Here is a 15052-nt window from a genome sequence, read left to right as displayed (position 1 = left end):
TCAGGATCGTTCCTGCCTCAGCATGGCGACAACGCGGTGCACACTCTCCAGCGTCTCGTCGATCTCGGCTGAAGTGTTGTAATGAGCGATGCCTATGCGCACGACGCCCTGGTCGGCCGGAATGCCGAGCTGGTGCACAATCTCCCAGGCGTAGTTGTGGCCGGACCATAGGAAGATGTTTTCCGCATTCATCTGCCGCACGATCGCCTCCGGCACGATGCCTTGGACGGTGAAGGACACCGTCGGCACGCGCTCATTGATCCGCTTCGGATCGGTGATGCCGTGGATGGTCAGGCCGGCAATATCCGACAGACCGTCGATCAGCCGTTGCGCCAGCGGGTTCTCGTAAGCGATCGACAATTCGAAGGCCTTGGTTATTTTCTGGCGGCGCGATGCTTGATCGCCGGCCGCCGCGCCCAGCTCGGCAAGATAATCGACCGCCGCCGACAGGCCGGCCATCAATTCAATTTGCGGCGTGCCGAGCTCGAAGCGCTCCGGCAAGGCATTGGACGAGCAACGGCATTTGTACGGCTTCAGCGCATCGACGACGTCCAGCCTGCCCCACAAAATTCCCATATGTGGGCCGAAGAACTTGTAGGCCGAGCAGATCAGGAAATCACAGCCGAGATTTTGGACGTCGATCAGGCCATGCGGGGCGAACTGCACGGCATCAACGTAGACCAACGCACCGGCCTGCCTGGCAGTGCGGGTCAACGCCTTCACCCGGTTGATCGACCCCGGTGAGATTGCTGGCGTAGTTGAGCGCGATGAGCCGCGTCCTCTCGGAAAGCAGCGCGGCGAGCGCCGCCTCCTCGATCTGCCAGCTCTGCTGGTCGAAAGGTAGCCAGCGCACGACAAGGCCAAGGTCTTCAGCCAGTTGCAGCCAGGGTGAGATGTTGCCCTCATGGTCCATGCGGGTGAGGATGATCTCGTCGCCGGGTTTCATCGTACGGCCAAGCGTTCGCGACATGTGGTAGGTCAACGTCGTCATGTTGGCGCCGATGATGATTTCCCGCGGACTTGCCGCGCCAAGGAAATCCGCCATCGCCAGATGGGCCTCGTCGACGATGTCTTGTGCCGCGATGGTGGTCTCGAAGAAGCCGCCGAGATTGGCATTGGTGGTCAGCAGGCAGCGTGACACCGCGTCCGCCACCGCCTGCGGCACCTGCGTGCCGGCAGGATTGTCGAGATAGATGCGCCTGCGGCCCTTGTCGGTCAGCGACAAGGCCGGAAATTTTGCGCGCACCGCGTCGATCCGGAAGTCCATGGCTGTTCCCCTCCCCTTATGATCATCGGACGATCACGTCTCGACGCCTCACGGGCACGGATTGCCGACGCGCTGGTGGATCGCATCGACGGCTTTCTGCATGTCCTCGGTCCAGACCACGTTGGCGGAAGAGAGCGCCATTTCGAGTTGCGAAATGGTGGTGGCACCGATGATGTTCGAAGTGACCAAGGGCCGGTTCGAGACATAGGCATTGGCAAACAGGGCCGGCTCCATGCCGAAGGTGCGCGCCAACCGGTTGTATTCGAGCTGCACTTCGGCAGCATTCGGCGTCTCGTAGCGCTGGCCGCGGTTGAACAACTGCGAGCGCGAGCCCTGCGGCCGCGCGCCATGATCGTATTTGCCGGTCAAATAGCCTTGCGCCAGCGGCGAATAGGCAAGCAGCGACACCTGCTCGCGCTCGCAGACTTCGGCAAGGTTCACCTCGAAGGTGCGGTTGACGAAATTATAGGCGTTCTGCAACGAGACGACGCGCGGGCCGAGGCCCTTGTCGGCTTCGGCAATGAAACGCATGACGCCCCAGGAATTCTCGTTCGACAGGCCGAAGTGGCGGATCTTGCCGGCCTTCACCAGCTCGTCGAACACACCAAGCGTCTCGGCGATCGGCGTCTCGCCCTCCGGCACGCCGGCGGCATCGGAGCGTCGCGGCACGGCGCCGATGCGGTTCGGATTGGCGCCCCACGGTACGTCGCGTTCCGGCCAATGGATCTGGTAGAGATCGATGTAATCGGTGTTGAGCCTGGCGAGTGACTTATCAATAGCGTCGAAGATGTCGGCGCGCACCAGCTTCGACGGGCGGTCGCCGCGAAACCAGGTGTTGGCGGTGCGGCCAACCACTTTCGAGGCGATGATCACCTGGCCGCGATTGCGCTTCTCCTTCATCCAGTTGCCGATGATTGTCTCGGTGCGGCCCTGCGTCTCGGCCTTGGGCGGGATCGGATAGAGTTCGGCGGTGTCGATGAAATTGACGCCGCGCGCAAACGCCAAATCCATCTGAGCGTGACCGTCCGCCTCGGTGTTCTGCTGGCCCCAGGTCATCGAGCCGAGGCAGATCTGCGACACGAAAAGATCGGTCTGGCCGAGGCGGCGTTTGTGCATGGAGGTTCTCCGGCGGGAATTTTGCGCGGCTGCGCGAGGAGGAAGCAATAGCATACAGGAAAGCGCCGGCCGCTTCCAAGCCCGCCGCCGGCAGGCCAGGCGACTTTCCCAGGATGCCGGCGAACGGGGTTTATCCCCACGGCCAATAAAAAGCCGGACTGCATGTGCATGCAGTCCGGAAGTTCGCCAGGAATGGCGAGGAAAAACCGGCCAAATGCCGGCACTGACGCATACGGTCGAAGTGCCGCAGAAGTTTCGCCGGACCAGCCGAATTATGTCAAAAAAGATCGGGGCAGCATGGCTGCCATGCGAATGCTGCACTGCACAATCGTCATGATCCGCCTATATTGAAGGCCGCGGAGGTTTCAATAGAGGGGCTTGAATCATGGGATTCTTCACTGAAATGTTCGCCCGTCCGCGTCCGCGGGAACAGCTGCGCTATCGCGCGGCACTGGCGCTACTCCATTCGATGAGCAATGCCGATCGCGCCGATATCGGGGTCAAGCCGGCCGATTTCCCACGCATCGCCCGGGAAATGTCCTTGCGCTAAACAGTGCACCGCGAGATATCCCGGCGCGGCCGGGATATCTCCTGAGCGAATCTCAACGCAATCCGAGGAAGATCGACTTGCCCAATGGCACGCCGTTGTGGCGCAGGATGTCATAGGCAGTGGTCAGGTGGAAATAGAAATTGGGCATGGCGGCATGCAACAGATACTGCATTCCTGGCATCGAAACCTCGCGTCCCGCAAGCCTCAGTTCGACCATCCTGTCATCTGAACCATCGAATTCGGCCGCCGAAAATGTCGCGAGATGAGCCAATGTCTTGCTAAGGCGGGCCTGCAGATCGGCGAAGCTCGCCTCATTGTCCTCGTATTTTGGCACCTCACGCCCGGCCAGCCGCGACGGCGCGCCCTTGGCGTGATCGGTGGCAATCTGTACCTGCCTGGTCAGGGCGAACATGTCCGGCGCCAGCCTCGCCGTGAGATACACCTGCGGATCGATCTTCCGGTCAGCCGCATTTTGCTCGGCAATGCTCAGGACGTTGGCCAGTGCCTTCAGCCTCGCCGAAAATACCGGCACGGATGCTTCATACATTGATATGGTCACAAGAAATCTCCACGCGGCCCGACTGCCGACGGCGAGAGGTAGCGCTTTCGCACGCGATTGTTCAAGCGTCACCACGTCGCCGCAATCGATATGATAGGATTTTTCATCGAGTGGAGGTTCCCGATGAGACGCGCCCTTTTCGCAACGGCCGCTTTTATCTCTCTTGCCGGCCAATCGGCGCTCGCCGCAGACGCGCCTTATATCGACGACAGGTCGAATGCCGAAGCGGTCATCCGGTCGCTTTATAGTGCCATCAGCCGGCACGAATTCGCGCGCGCCTGGGACTATTTCGGCGACACCAAGCCGGCCAAGGATTTCAACTCCTTCGTCAAAGGCTATGACGGCACCGACACGGTCGACGTAAAAACCGGTGGTGTGTCCGAAGACGGTGCTGCCGGCAGTATCTACTACAGCGTTCCGGTCGCCATCCGGGCGACAGCCAAGGACGGCAGCGAAAATGTCTTTGCCGGCTGCTATACGCTGCGCCAGATCAACGCCTCGATCCAGGAACCGCCATTTCGCTCGATCTTCATCGACAAGGGTGCGCTGAAACCGTCAAAGGCCGATTTCGAGGATGCCGTGCCGGCAAGCTGCGGCGAAGGACCGCCGCCGCCGAAGAAGGACGCAGCGCTTGAGCAGGCCAACAGAGCGTTTGCCACGACTTATGGCGACCAGTGCGACAAGGATCTTTTGGCGCAGGAGCCGGACATTTTCTCGATCCACTATAAGGACAAGGATGCGGCTGCCAGTGATCCCGAAAGGGAAACGCGGCTTTTCCACTTCTCCTGCTCGGCCGCGGCCTATAACGAAAGCTCTATTTATTACATGAGCGACGACGTGCTCGGCGTCAGGCAATTGCAGTTCGCCGAACCCGAAATGGACATTCGCTACGAAAACAACGACAGCGAAGGCAAATTGCTGGGCATGACCATAGTTGGCTTCCAGACCTCCGGCTGGGCAACCAATTCCGATTACGACGAAGAGACCAAGACGATCGCTACGTTCAACAAATGGCGTGGCATCGGCGATGCCTCTTCATCGGGGACATATCTGTTTCGCAACGGCGATTTTTCCCTGGTCCAGTACGACGTCGACGCGTCTTACGACGGCGAGGAAAATCCGCAGACGGTCGTCGACTACAACACCGCGCCCTAGGGGGCCTTCGATAACATCCAGTTGAGTGTACCCCGCCAGTCGGTCATGCGGATTGGCGTGCCATGCGTGCCAGTTTCAAAACGGACGAAGCGGGTCGGATAGGTTCTCGATTTGGCTAGGATCGATCGGAAGAAGCCTTCCTGTTTCTCGATTGGAAACACCGGGTCCTTGCTACCCTGGCCGAAGAAGACCGGCACACGACGCTTGAATGCGGGGCTTGAGAAGAAACTCTCATCCCACAGCGAGCCGAGCAGCAGCAGCCCGTCGATGCGCCCGCCGGTGTCCTTGCGATCGGCCAGCTTCCAGCATAACGAACCGCCCATCGAGCCACAGGCGACGAAGATTTTTGCGCCCGGCGACTGCTCGGCATAGTGGCCGATCAACGCAGCGATCTGGGCGGCACCGGTGTCGCCGAAGTCGGAAAAATCCGGCGACAGATAGAGGCCGCCATTGCCGGCCATCAGGTTCTTGATGCGGTTGAAATTGCCGCCAAAGGTGATGTCGTCGGTGCCCTGCTTACGGCTGCCGCCCTGCCCGTGCAGGTAAAGCACGATGATGCTGGCGCCCCCGACTTTGCCGACGGCAATGTGGCGGACATCTCCAGCGTCGGTCTTCAGCAACAGATCCTGCTGCACCTTGCGCACGCCGGTATCGGTGTATTGCGCGTGCACACGACGCTCAGGCACTTCGTCACGGGCGTTGATGTCGCGCAACTCACGATAGTCGATGACCGTATAGGCGCCGTTGTTTTCGGATGAGAGCGTCGCCGGATAGGCGAACAGATCATCCTTGAAGGGTTTGAGTTCGAGAGCGTTGGCGTAGGCGGCACAAGAGAGCGACAAAAAAATCGCGATCAGCAGGGCCGGGAGGCCAGAGGGGGGCAAGCGGAACCGGAAGCAAGAACGAAAGGCCATCCCGCAGCCATGCGTTTTTCGGCTTCGGTTTGTCAATCCTGCAGCACGCCGCCGGCGCTTTCCAGCGCCTCGCGCGTGTCGACATCGACGGCCGCCCCTTCGCCGATCTCGACATCGATGACGTCGAGCCCTTCGGCCTCGACCAGATGACGGGCACCGGTATCGCCTTCGAGGTGAGCGATGGCGGCGAACAGCGAGCGCGGCAGCAGCACCGGGTTGCCGCGCCGGCCATTATGAGAGGCGCGCACCACCGATCGCCCTTCGGACTTGCGGAACGCCTCGATCAGCCTGTCGAGGTCGGCCGAGGCGACGCCCGGCATATCGCCGAGGACGATCAGGGCGCCGGCGGCGTCGCCAGAAACCTTGGCGATGCCTGCCTTCAGCGACGAAGACAGACCCTCGGCGAAATCCGGATTGTCGGCGAAGGTCACATCCATGCCCGACAGTGCGCTGCGCACGCGCTCGCGCTCGTGGCCGGTGACGACGATGGTGGCCGCGGCTTTCGAACCGACCGCGCGTTCGGCGGTGCGGCGGACCAGGGGCTTGCCGTCGAACAGCGCCAAAAGCTTGTTCGGCCCGCTCATGCGGCTGGAGCGGCCGGCCGCCAGAAGCACCGTCTCGACCCTTGGTTCTGCTTTGGCCGGCAGCGGCTCGCGCGGCTGCGGCCGCGTCGGAATTTCCATCAGCAGCCCGCCAACGCCCATGCCGGCAATATCCCTGGCGGTCACGTCGAGACCAGCAATCAGCCGGTCGAGCACCCAGTCGAAGCCGTTCTCCTTGGGGCTACGGGCGCAACCGGGCGCACCGATGATGCGCTTGCCGCCTAGATTGCCGAGCACCAGCAGATTGCCAGGATCGACCGGCATGCCGGCGCGAATGACGGTGCCGCTTGCCCTTTCGATGGCGGCGGGCACGACGTCGCCGAAATCGGCCATCGCCGAGGCGCCGAAGATCACCACCATATCGTTGTCGCGGATCAGCGAGGCGGCAGCCTCGGCGACGGGGCTGACCTCATGCGGGGTTCGACGCTCCGTCGTCAGCCGGCTGCCCGAACGCGCCAGGCGCGCTTCGGTGACGCGCAGCGTCTTGTCGAGCACGCTCGGCTTGATGCCGGGCAGCACCGTCTGGATGACGCCGACGCGCACCGGCTGATAGGCGTTGACCGCAAAAATCTCGCCCTCGGCGCAGATCCTTGCCACCGCATCGACCAAAGCGAAGGCGACCGCAAACGGAATGATTTTCACCGTCGCAACCATCTGACCTTTTTCGACCGGCGCATGCTGCGCCAGCGTGGCGATGGTAATCGTCGGATCGACGGCATTGATGGCGTCGATCATCGCCGCGTCGACGGTGAATATGCCGGCAGCCTGCGCGTGGAGGTTGACCCTGCCGGTCGCAGCGCGCTTCGCCTCGATGTTGCGATGGATCATATATGCGGCGAGCTTTTCGGCCGCGGCATCCTCGCTGAGATCATCGGGCGCCAACACCGCCGCGACGACCTCGGAAATCCCGGAGGCCTTCAACAGGGACACATCCTCGGCGCTTAGCCTGTGCGCCTTGCGGAAGCGGCGCTCTCCGGCTGTGGTGGCGTGCGCCAGCACTGCCCCTTCGGCCGCATCGATCGGAACGGGACCAAATTTCACGCGACCGCGCCTTTGGATTCGAGGCCGCGAGAGCGAAAGGCGTGGATCGCTTGCGCCAACACCGCGACGGCGATCTCGGCCGGGCTGGCAGCCCCAATGTCGAGGCCGATCGGTGCATGAATGCGGGCGATCTGGTCGGCGGTCGCGCCCAAGGCCAGCAAGCGTTCGACGCGTTTCGCATGGGTCTTGCGACTGCCAAGCGCCCCGACATAGAAGCAGTTGGCGTCGAGCGCCGCCTTCAGCGCGAAATCGTCGATCTTCGGATCATGAGTGAGGGCAGCCAGCGCGGTATAGCCGTCGAGCGGCTGACGCTTCAGGACATCCTCCGGCCATTCGGCATGCAGCGCGATGTCGGGAAAGCGGTCGGACGTGGCAAACGCCGTGCGCGGATCGATGATCTCGACGGGATAGCCGGCGATCCTGGCCATCGGTGCAAGCGCCTGGCTGATGTGGACGGCGCCGATCACCACCAGGCGTGGCTGCGGCAGATGTGCGTTGAGGAAGAAGGCCCGTCCCCCAGCTTCGACCGACCCGGAATTGCCGGTGCGGAATGCCTTGGCGATGGCTGCCCCGAGTTCGCCGGCAACCTGGTCGCCCTCGCGCACGATACGGTCCCGGCCGTCACCAAGATCGGTTACCAAAATCGCCGCGCGGCGGGCACGACGTTCGGCGTTGAGTGTCTTCAGCGCGTAAGGATCCATCGACAATCAGCCCAATCTTTCGACATAGACCTTGATGCGGCCGCCACAGGACAGGCCGACCTGCCACGCAGTCTCATCGGCGACCCCGAACTCCAGCATCTTCGCCTTGCCGCTATCGATGACGTCGATTGCTTCGGTCACCACTGCGCCTTCGACGCAGCCGCCCGAAACGGAGCCATGGAAATTGCCTTCGGTGTTGATGACCAGATGGCTACCGACCGGCCGCGGTGCCGAACCCCAGGTTTCGACCACGGTGGCAATGGCGACGTCCTTGCCGTCCTTCATCCAGCCCTCCGCGATGATCAGCGGGTCGCGGGCTTCATCGAGATAGACACTGTGTTCCATGATTTTCTCCCTGGGAGACATGTGGTTATGCGACGCGCTTCGCGCCAGCCTGGATCCACCGGCGCGGGTCGACCGAACGCACCGAATTCTTGTCCAGCGACGCACAGAGATCGGCGAGCGCGTCGAGATTGTGCACCGAACGGAATTCGTCGACATGCGGCAGCATCGCCCTGACGCCGCGGGCGCGCGCCTCGAAGCCGTCGAAGCGCAGCAGCGGGTTCAGCCAGATCAGCCGCCGGCAGGATTTATGCAGCCGTTCCATTTCCTCCGACAGGCCGGCGACCTCGTCGCGCTCCAGCCCATCGGTGATCAGCAGTACCACCGCGCCTTGCCCCAGCACGCGGCGCGACCAAAAACGGTTGAATTCTGCCAGCGTATCGCCGATGCGCGTGCCGCCCGACCAGTCCTTTACCGCGGCAGAACAGTCGGCGAGTGCGGCATCGGGATCGCGATGCCGCATCTGACGGGTCAGATTGGTAAGCCTGGTGCCGAAGACGAAGGCGTGCACGCGCCGGCGCTTTTCCGTCAGCGCATGCAGGAAATGCAGGAAGATCCGCGTGTACTGGCTCATAGAACCGGAAATGTCGGCAAGCACCACCAGCGGCGGATGGACTTCGCGGGGCGAGCGGAATTTAGGCAGGATCAACTCGCCGCCGGTGCGCGCAGCCGAGCGCATCATGGCGCGCGGATCGATACGGCGGCCATGCGCATCGGCTTTGAAACGCCGCGTCCGAACCATGTCGAAGGGCAGCCGCAACTGGGCGATCGCTATCTTGGCGTCGGCCATCTCGGCGGCGTTCATCTGGGCAAAATCCTTGCCTCTCAGCACCTCGTTGCCGGAGAAGGTGAAGCGCGCGTCGACCTCGATCTCGGGAACTTCCTGCGCCGGCTGGTTCTTCTGGTGACCCTCGAACATCGCCTGGCTGACGCGGTTCTCGGCCGCGCGGGGTTTTTGCTTCCCTTTGTTGTCGGGAGCGATCGGCGAAAAGATCGCCAGCATCTTTTCGATCAGCTCGTGCGACTTCCAGAACAGCCGGAAGGTCTCGTCGAAGGTGGCGTGATCTTCGTGCCTCGAGACCAGCACGGCGTGCAGCGTCCAGTAGAAATCGTCACGCGAGCCGATGCCGGCAGCGAGCACTGCCTCGATGGCGTCTTTGACCGAGGCCGGTCCGACACGCATACCGGCCTTGCGCAAGGTGCGGGAGAAATAGACGACGTTGTCGGCGATCCGCCCGTCCGCCGTTGCCTCTTTGGGTTCCGCACGCGGCATCGCCCTACTCCGCCGCCGACAGCTCGGCCTTGACCTCGTTGAGGATGCGCCGGCCTTCGCCCTCACCGATGCGGGCAATATCGTCCTGGTATTTCAGCAGCACGCCAATCGTGTCGGAAACCGTCTCAGGGTCCAACGCCACCTTGTCGAGTTCGGTCAGCGCGCCGGCCCAGTCGATGGTCTCGGCGACGCCGGGCACCTTGAACAGCTCGATCTGACGCAGCTTCTGGATGAATGAAACGACCTCGGCCGAAAGCCGGCTGTTGGCCTGCGGCACCTTTCGGCGCACGATCTCAAGCTCGCGCTCGGCATTGGGATAATCGACCCAGTGATAAAGGCAGCGCCGCTTCAGCGCGTCGTGGATCTCGCGCGTGCGGTTGGTGGTGATGATGACGATCGGCGGCTCCTCCGCCTTGATGGTGCCGAGTTCGGGCACCGTCACCTGGAAATCGGAGAGGATTTCGAGCAGGAATGCCTCGAAGGCCTCGTCGGTGCGGTCGAGTTCGTCGATCAGGAACACCGGCGCGGCGCCCGCCTTGCCAGTCAGCGCATCGAGCACCGGGCGGCGGATCAGATACTTTTCGGAAAAGACGTTGCGTTCCATGTCGGAGCGGTCGACCTTGCCGGCCGCCTCCTCCATGCGGATTTCGATCATCTGCGCGGCGTAGTTCCACTCGTAGACGGCAGACGAAACATCGAGCCCTTCATAGCATTGCAGGCGGATCAGCCTACGGCCGAGCGCCTCGGCCAGCACCTTGGCGATCTCGGTCTTGCCGACGCCGGCCTCGCCCTCAAGGAAAAGCGGACGCTTCATGCGCAGCGACAAAAACAGCACAGTCGCCAGCGACCGGTCCGCCACATAATCCGCACCGGTCAACAGATCGAGCGTCTCGTCGATGGTCCGCGGCACGGGGCGCGATTTCAGCTCGGTCATTTGATCTCCGTGGACGCGGCCATCAAAGCCTCTACAGAGCGTGGTAGCTGCGGTCGTGATAGATCAGCGGCCGCAAATTATCGCCGATGCGCAGGCCTGTCACCTTGCCAAAAAGCACACGATGAGTGGCCAAATCCTTGGTGTCGATCAGCTCGCAGTCGAAGACGGCAAGCGCGCCCTTCAACGTCGGCGCACCGGTCGAGATGACGTCCCATTCGGCCAATGCGAAACGCTCCTCGACCGGCAGGCCGGTGATGCCGGAAAAGCCGATCGATAGCGGCTCCTGATCCGAAGCCAGCGTGTTCAGGGCAAATTTGCCGTTTTTCACAAACGGCTCGTTCTTGGGATTTTCACGATTGAGGCAGACCAGGATGGTCGGCGGCGTGTCCGACACCGAGCAGGCCGCGATCACCGTCGCGCCACGCTTGCCCGCCGGGCCATCAGTGGTGACCACATGCACATGGCCGGCAAAATGGGCCATAGCGTCGCGGTAGGCCTGCGGCCCGATTTCATTCTTCTTCAGCACCGATGATTTTCCGTTAGTCAGAACCAGCCGTTATATATGACCGCATATTGCATGCCACAAGCGAAGTGCTTGAGCTATATCCCGAATTCGCGTGTTGCGCCAAAGCTGGCCAGCCTTTAGGTCTTGACGGCATTGGCGCCGGCAAAACACGCGACCGGCGCGGAGGAATTCTTCGCTCGCATGCGACCTTGGACAACCACGATAGCGGTGCTGGCCTGGCTCTCGCTCGCCGGTAGTGCGAGTGCCGAGACGCTGCTGATCGGTGTCGCGGCGCCTTTGTCGGGGCCGTCGGCGATCCTCGGCAAGCAGATCGAGGCAGGCGCGACAATAGCGGCTGAAGCGAGTGATACCGAGATCAGGACGATCGATGACGCCTGCACGGCCGCTGGCGGCGTTGCCGCCGCGCGGGAATTCGCCGCGGCCAAGGTCAAGGTCGTCATCGGTTTTCTGTGCACCGACGCAATCGAGGCGGCTCTGCCGATCCTCAAGGATGCCGACATCCCGGTGATCACCGTCGGCGTGCGCACGGAAAGCCTGACCGACCGGCGCGCCAAGACGGGATGGCCGATCTATCGTCTCGGGCCGCGCGGCGACGACGAGCGCAATGCCGTCGCCGCCACCCTCACCCGCCTATGGCAGAACGAGCTGTTCGCTATCGTCGACGATGGCACGATCTATGGCCGCGAAATGGCCGAGACGTTTCGGTCTGCCGCCGAGCAGGCGGCATTGAAGCCAGTGTTCGTCGACACGTTCCGGCCGCAGCTCGACAACCAGATCGGCCTGATCGGCCGACTGAAGAAAGCCGGCGCAACGCATGTCTTTGCCGGTGGTGACGGCGATGATGTCGCCATTATGGGCCGCGACGCCGGCCAGCTCGATACCGGCATGGTGTTTGCCGGCGGTGAAGCGCTGCGCGCGCCGCTCGGCGACGTGCCTTACGCCGTCGGCACGCTAATGATCGCGCCGCCCGAATGGGTTGACGTCGCCGACCCCAAGGTGCTGCAAAGCTTTGTCGCACAAAACATCGTGCCGGATGGTTATACGCTTCCCGCCTATGCCGCGGTCGAGATCGCCCGCGAGGCCTTTGCGGCTTCCGAAACCTCCGGCAAAAGCCTGGCTGACCTGCTTACTGGACATGACTTCACTACGGCGATCGGGCCGATCCGCTTTGACGAGAAAGGCGACCTGACGCAAAATCCTTATCGCGCCTACCGTTTCGACGGCGGCCGTTTCGTGCGGGCGGAGAGCCAATAATGTTCCATACCGGTCCGCGCAATCTCATCACCGACGTTGCCGGCTTGCGGGTTGGCAATGCGGCGAATGCCAAGCTGAAATCCGGTGTGACCACCGTCATCTGCGACGAACCGGCCGTGGCCGGCGTGCAAATCCTGGGCGGTGCGCCGGGCACCCGCGAAACCGACCTGCTCGAGCCGCACAATTCAATCCATGCCATCCACGCCGTGGTGCTTTCGGGCGGTTCGGCCTTTGGCCTCGACGCCGCGTCGGGGGTACAGGCGGCATTGCGCGAAAGAGGCATGGGCGTCGAGGTCGGCGGCTTTCGCGTGCCGATCGTGCCGGCGGCGATCCTGTTCGACCTGCGCAATGGCGGCGACAAGGATTGGGGCCGGTATCCGCCTTACCGCGACCTCGGCTACGAAGCCGCGCAAACCGCCGCGATAGACTTTGCGCTCGGCACCGCCGGCGCGGGTGCCGGCGCGCTGAGCTCCGGTCTGAAGGGCGGGCTCGGCTCGGCCTCGACAATGCTGGACAGCGGCGTCACCATCGGCGCGCTCGCCGCCGTCAACCCGACCGGCTCGGTGACGGTCGCCGGGACCCGCCATTTCTGGGCGGCACCGTTCGAGATCGGCGACGAGTTCGGCGGCTTAGGCTATCCCCACCCGATGCCTGACGGTGCCAGAAAGATCCTGCTGAAGTTCCGTGACAAGCATGCCGCAGAGCAGGCGGAAACCGGCGCCAACACGACCATCGCCGTGATCGCCACTGATGCGGTCCTCACCAAGGCCGCCGCCAAACGCCTGGCGATATCAGCGCATGACGGCTTTGTCCGTGCCATTTGGCCGACGCACACGCCCGCCGACGGCGATCTGGTCTTCGCGCTGGCAACGGGCAAGAGCGGCATCGAGCTCGGGCCCAACGATGCAATCGATCTCTACGCAGCTGCCGGCGCGACGATGGCGCGCGCCATCAGCCGCGGCGTCTTTGCCGCGACGCCGGCCGAGGGCGATCTCTTCCCGGTCTGGTCGTCGCGCTGAACGCGCCGACGCTCATTCGGTGAGCAGTAGTCAGACTGGACTATGATCAGGTGGGGTCGGATTTTTCTTCCTCGAACGTGACCGCAACATCCGAGTTTGCCGACAGGCGCACCTTCTGGCCCTCGACCTCGGCGACGAGGCTGAGAGGAATGAAGTGGTGATGGCCCCTGTGAGCGCCCTCGCCGCTGTCGCGCTTGGTCAGCTTGATGCGATCCCCGTCGACCTTGTCGACGGTGCCGACATGGACGCCGTCGGCGCCGATCACTTCCATACGTTCGCGGATCTTGGCTGCATCGGTCATGGGGGTCTCCCTTAGGGCGCCGCGCGTCCTTTGGACGCGCAAAGGATGCTCTAAACATTTTGAATCAATGCATCGTGCCCTTCCGACAATCGATTCTGATTTTCGGAAGGCACGATGCGGTGAAGCTGCCGACAATAACAAACGACAGCCGGATTGGATGCATCGACTTCGTGTTTCAGTTAGCACGATCTTTTGACAGCATCGTGATAGGGAATTTAACGACGTCGACTGTCTGAACGGAAAGCCCCATGCGAAATCTTGCCCTGTTTGCCGTCTGCCTGTTCGCCCAGCTTGCAACTTTGGTCGCCGCCTACGCAGGCGATGTCGCCGAGCTTGAGATCCTCGGCTTCAGCCGTGACGGCGGCATCTTCGCCTTCGAAGAATATGGCGTCCAGGACGGATCGGGATTCCCGTATGCCAACCGCTATTACATCGACACGGCCGACGACAGTTTTCTCAAGGGATCGCCGATCCGAGTCCGGCTCGAAGACGAGAATGCCATGGTGGACGCAGCGCGGCTGCAGGCTCGGCAAAAGGGCGAAGCGATCGTCAGTCAGGCGGAACTCACGGCAAATCGCGGCATCACCGCCGGCTTCAACCCGGTGACCGAGCTTTCTGCCGATCCCTTCCGCATGGTGGTCAATCCGCGCCCGATCTTTTCGCCGGTCGACGATCCGCTCGAGTTCCGGCTCGACCAGATCGGCATGAATGACACCGAACGCTGCCAGAGCCAGGGCGAGATCAACGGCTTTCGCCTGCTGCGCATCGAGGCGAAGGACGGCGGCCAGACGAGGATTATTCACGAGGACAAATCAATCCCGCAAAGCCGCGGCTGTCCGAATGGGTACCAGATCGGCGCGGTCCAGACATTTTCACTGGATAGCCTCAGCGCCTATGCCGTGCTGATCGCGGTGCGCCAATACGGCTTCGAAGGGCCGGACTATCGCTGGATCGCGGTAACCGGTCGCCTGTGACGTTCCCCGCCATGCGCTATCGCGCTCTGCGCCGTCTCCGCCGCTCCTTGCCGCCGCTGCGCACCGCTTTTGTCGGTGCCTTGTTGTGGGCCATGGCGATGGGCGCCAGCGCGCTGCTCAATCTGCAGCTGTACGATTGGGAGACCCCGGCGAAGGTCCGCTTCGTCTCGCTGCTTTATGCTGCCGGCGGCGCGCTGGCCTTCCCGGTTGGGCTGTTTCTGGCGCGACTCGTCTCCCTCGGACGCAACTGGGAGATCGCCCTCGCTGCCGCCTTCGTCTGCCTTCTCACCGTGACTATCGCCTTCACCGGCGGCCTCTTTGGGCTGCAATACCGCTCCTACTATGTCCAATGGCATGCGCCCGCGCTCACCATCACCTGGGTTTTCCAGTTCGTGTTCACGATGTTGACGGCGCTCTACCAGTTCGTCGTCCTCGGCATCCGGCTGTATTTTCCGCTCGGTTTCATTGCGCTGGCTGTCGCCAGTGTCTGGTTTGCGCGCCAGCAACGTTGAGCATTTTGCTTG

The 15052-nt window shown here is 62.6% G+C and carries 16 protein-coding genes and 1 pseudogene; 6 read left to right on the top strand and 11 right to left on the bottom strand.

Annotated elements, in window-relative coordinates:
- Together NKH71_RS09260 and NKH71_RS09255 are read right to left on the bottom strand one after the other, a co-directional pair.
- Positions 1 to 1267: pseudogene (locus tag NKH71_RS09260) on the bottom strand (cysteine desulfurase-like protein).
- Positions 1268 to 1315: 48 nt separating this feature from the next.
- Positions 1316 to 2383, bottom strand: coding sequence for an aldo/keto reductase (locus tag NKH71_RS09255; protein ID WP_023717412.1), 1068 nt, complete (start codon positions 2381 to 2383; stop codon positions 1316 to 1318).
- Positions 2384 to 2768: 385 nt separating this feature from the next.
- Here NKH71_RS09255 and NKH71_RS09250 point away from each other — a divergent pair, with 385 nt between their 5' ends.
- Positions 2769 to 2933, top strand: a complete 165-nt coding sequence (locus NKH71_RS09250) for a hypothetical protein (RefSeq protein WP_023674744.1) — start codon at positions 2769 to 2771, stop codon at positions 2931 to 2933.
- 52 nt (positions 2934 to 2985) lie between these two features.
- On the opposite strand, the gene NKH71_RS09245 is transcribed toward NKH71_RS09250, so the two are convergent.
- Positions 2986 to 3492 (bottom strand): DUF1993 domain-containing protein, encoded by a 507-nt coding sequence (locus NKH71_RS09245; protein WP_023717410.1) that lies wholly within the window; start codon positions 3490 to 3492, stop codon positions 2986 to 2988.
- 123 nt (positions 3493 to 3615) lie between these two features.
- On the opposite strand from NKH71_RS09245, the gene NKH71_RS09240 reads away from it, so the two are divergent.
- A complete protein-coding gene (locus tag NKH71_RS09240) occupies positions 3616 to 4647 on the top strand; it encodes a DUF1176 domain-containing protein (RefSeq protein WP_023717409.1) in 1032 nt (343 codons plus the stop codon).
- On the opposite strand, the gene NKH71_RS09235 is transcribed toward NKH71_RS09240, so the two are convergent.
- From NKH71_RS09235 to NKH71_RS09205, 7 genes are read right to left on the bottom strand one after another with little or no spacing between them, the layout of a single operon-like run.
- Positions 4644 to 5561, bottom strand: a complete 918-nt coding sequence (locus tag NKH71_RS09235) for an alpha/beta hydrolase (RefSeq protein ID WP_084642439.1) — start codon at positions 5559 to 5561, stop codon at positions 4644 to 4646. The genes NKH71_RS09240 and NKH71_RS09235 overlap by 4 nt on opposite strands.
- A 32-nt stretch (positions 5562 to 5593) precedes the next feature.
- Positions 5594 to 7204 (bottom strand): NTP transferase domain-containing protein, encoded by a 1611-nt coding sequence (locus NKH71_RS09230; RefSeq protein ID WP_023717407.1) that lies wholly within the window; start codon positions 7202 to 7204, stop codon positions 5594 to 5596.
- Positions 7201 to 7905 (bottom strand): XdhC family protein, encoded by a 705-nt coding sequence (locus tag NKH71_RS09225; RefSeq protein ID WP_023717406.1) that lies wholly within the window; start codon positions 7903 to 7905, stop codon positions 7201 to 7203. The genes NKH71_RS09230 and NKH71_RS09225 overlap by 4 nt, the downstream gene beginning before the upstream one ends.
- A 6-nt stretch (positions 7906 to 7911) precedes the next feature.
- Positions 7912 to 8250 carry an XdhC family protein gene (locus NKH71_RS09220; protein WP_352790705.1) on the bottom strand — a complete coding sequence of 113 codons (339 nt, stop codon included), beginning with the start codon at positions 8248 to 8250 and terminating at the stop codon, positions 7912 to 7914.
- Between the two features lie 25 nt (positions 8251 to 8275).
- Positions 8276 to 9520 (bottom strand): vWA domain-containing protein, encoded by a 1245-nt coding sequence (locus NKH71_RS09215; RefSeq protein WP_352481164.1) that lies wholly within the window; start codon positions 9518 to 9520, stop codon positions 8276 to 8278.
- Between the two features lie 4 nt (positions 9521 to 9524).
- Positions 9525 to 10454: an AAA family ATPase gene (locus NKH71_RS09210; RefSeq protein ID WP_352495809.1), complete on the bottom strand. Its 930-nt coding sequence runs from the start codon at positions 10452 to 10454 to the stop codon at positions 9525 to 9527.
- A 31-nt stretch (positions 10455 to 10485) separates the two neighbouring features.
- The gene (locus NKH71_RS09205) at positions 10486 to 10980 is read right to left on the bottom strand and encodes a flavin reductase (protein WP_352587690.1); all 495 of its coding nucleotides are present in this window, start codon (positions 10978 to 10980) and stop codon (positions 10486 to 10488) included.
- A 180-nt stretch (positions 10981 to 11160) separates the two neighbouring features.
- Here NKH71_RS09205 and NKH71_RS09200 point away from each other — a divergent pair, with 180 nt between their 5' ends.
- Together NKH71_RS09200 and NKH71_RS09195 are read left to right on the top strand one after the other, a co-directional pair.
- Positions 11161 to 12234: a branched-chain amino acid ABC transporter substrate-binding protein gene (locus NKH71_RS09200; RefSeq protein ID WP_352790708.1), complete on the top strand. Its 1074-nt coding sequence runs from the start codon at positions 11161 to 11163 to the stop codon at positions 12232 to 12234.
- Positions 12234 to 13253 carry a P1 family peptidase gene (locus NKH71_RS09195; RefSeq protein WP_352894789.1) on the top strand — a complete coding sequence of 340 codons (1020 nt, stop codon included), beginning with the start codon at positions 12234 to 12236 and terminating at the stop codon, positions 13251 to 13253. The genes NKH71_RS09200 and NKH71_RS09195 overlap by 1 nt, the downstream gene beginning before the upstream one ends.
- A 46-nt stretch (positions 13254 to 13299) precedes the next feature.
- Here the strand turns inward: NKH71_RS09195 and NKH71_RS09190 are convergent, their stop codons facing one another.
- Positions 13300 to 13554, bottom strand: a complete 255-nt coding sequence (locus NKH71_RS09190; protein WP_254817658.1) for a DUF2171 domain-containing protein — start codon at positions 13552 to 13554, stop codon at positions 13300 to 13302.
- Between the two features lie 248 nt (positions 13555 to 13802).
- On the opposite strand from NKH71_RS09190, the gene NKH71_RS09185 reads away from it, so the two are divergent.
- Together NKH71_RS09185 and NKH71_RS09180 are read left to right on the top strand one after the other, a co-directional pair.
- The gene (locus NKH71_RS09185) at positions 13803 to 14528 is read left to right on the top strand and encodes a DUF2259 domain-containing protein (protein ID WP_352641121.1); all 726 of its coding nucleotides are present in this window, start codon (positions 13803 to 13805) and stop codon (positions 14526 to 14528) included.
- Positions 14529 to 14539: 11 nt separating this feature from the next.
- Positions 14540 to 15040, top strand: coding sequence for a hypothetical protein (locus NKH71_RS09180; RefSeq protein WP_031193518.1), 501 nt, complete (start codon positions 14540 to 14542; stop codon positions 15038 to 15040).
- Positions 15041 to 15052: the final 12 nt, after the last annotated feature.

It is taken from the genome of Mesorhizobium sp. M0983 (assembly GCF_040318975.1).
Classification (GTDB): Bacteria; Pseudomonadota; Alphaproteobacteria; order Rhizobiales; family Rhizobiaceae; genus Mesorhizobium.
The sequence above is the reverse complement of the archived record's forward strand: the minus strand, read 5'-3'. Positions and strand labels throughout refer to the sequence as shown.

What these genes read in the sequence shown, in the direction of transcription:
- NKH71_RS09220 (WP_352790705.1), bottom strand. Translation starts at nt 8,250, where the DNA reads ATGGAACACAGTGTCTATCTCGATGAAGCCCGCGACCCGCTGATCATC.
- NKH71_RS09235 (WP_084642439.1), bottom strand. Translation starts at nt 5,561, where the DNA reads ATGGCCTTTCGTTCTTGCTTCCGGTTCCGCTTGCCCCCCTCTGGCCTC.
- NKH71_RS09200 (WP_352790708.1), top strand. Translation starts at nt 11,161, where the DNA reads ATGCGACCTTGGACAACCACGATAGCGGTGCTGGCCTGGCTCTCGCTC.
- NKH71_RS09190 (WP_254817658.1), bottom strand. Translation starts at nt 13,554, where the DNA reads ATGACCGATGCAGCCAAGATCCGCGAACGTATGGAAGTGATCGGCGCC.
- NKH71_RS09250 (WP_023674744.1), top strand. Translation starts at nt 2,769, where the DNA reads ATGGGATTCTTCACTGAAATGTTCGCCCGTCCGCGTCCGCGGGAACAG.
- NKH71_RS09255 (WP_023717412.1), bottom strand. Translation starts at nt 2,383, where the DNA reads ATGCACAAACGCCGCCTCGGCCAGACCGATCTTTTCGTGTCGCAGATC.
- NKH71_RS09180 (WP_031193518.1), top strand. Translation starts at nt 14,540, where the DNA reads ATGCGCTATCGCGCTCTGCGCCGTCTCCGCCGCTCCTTGCCGCCGCTG.
- NKH71_RS09185 (WP_352641121.1), top strand. Translation starts at nt 13,803, where the DNA reads ATGCGAAATCTTGCCCTGTTTGCCGTCTGCCTGTTCGCCCAGCTTGCA.
- NKH71_RS09195 (WP_352894789.1), top strand. Translation starts at nt 12,234, where the DNA reads ATGTTCCATACCGGTCCGCGCAATCTCATCACCGACGTTGCCGGCTTG.
- NKH71_RS09210 (WP_352495809.1), bottom strand. Translation starts at nt 10,454, where the DNA reads ATGACCGAGCTGAAATCGCGCCCCGTGCCGCGGACCATCGACGAGACG.
- NKH71_RS09240 (WP_023717409.1), top strand. Translation starts at nt 3,616, where the DNA reads ATGAGACGCGCCCTTTTCGCAACGGCCGCTTTTATCTCTCTTGCCGGC.
- NKH71_RS09215 (WP_352481164.1), bottom strand. Translation starts at nt 9,520, where the DNA reads ATGCCGCGTGCGGAACCCAAAGAGGCAACGGCGGACGGGCGGATCGCC.
- NKH71_RS09225 (WP_023717406.1), bottom strand. Translation starts at nt 7,905, where the DNA reads ATGGATCCTTACGCGCTGAAGACACTCAACGCCGAACGTCGTGCCCGC.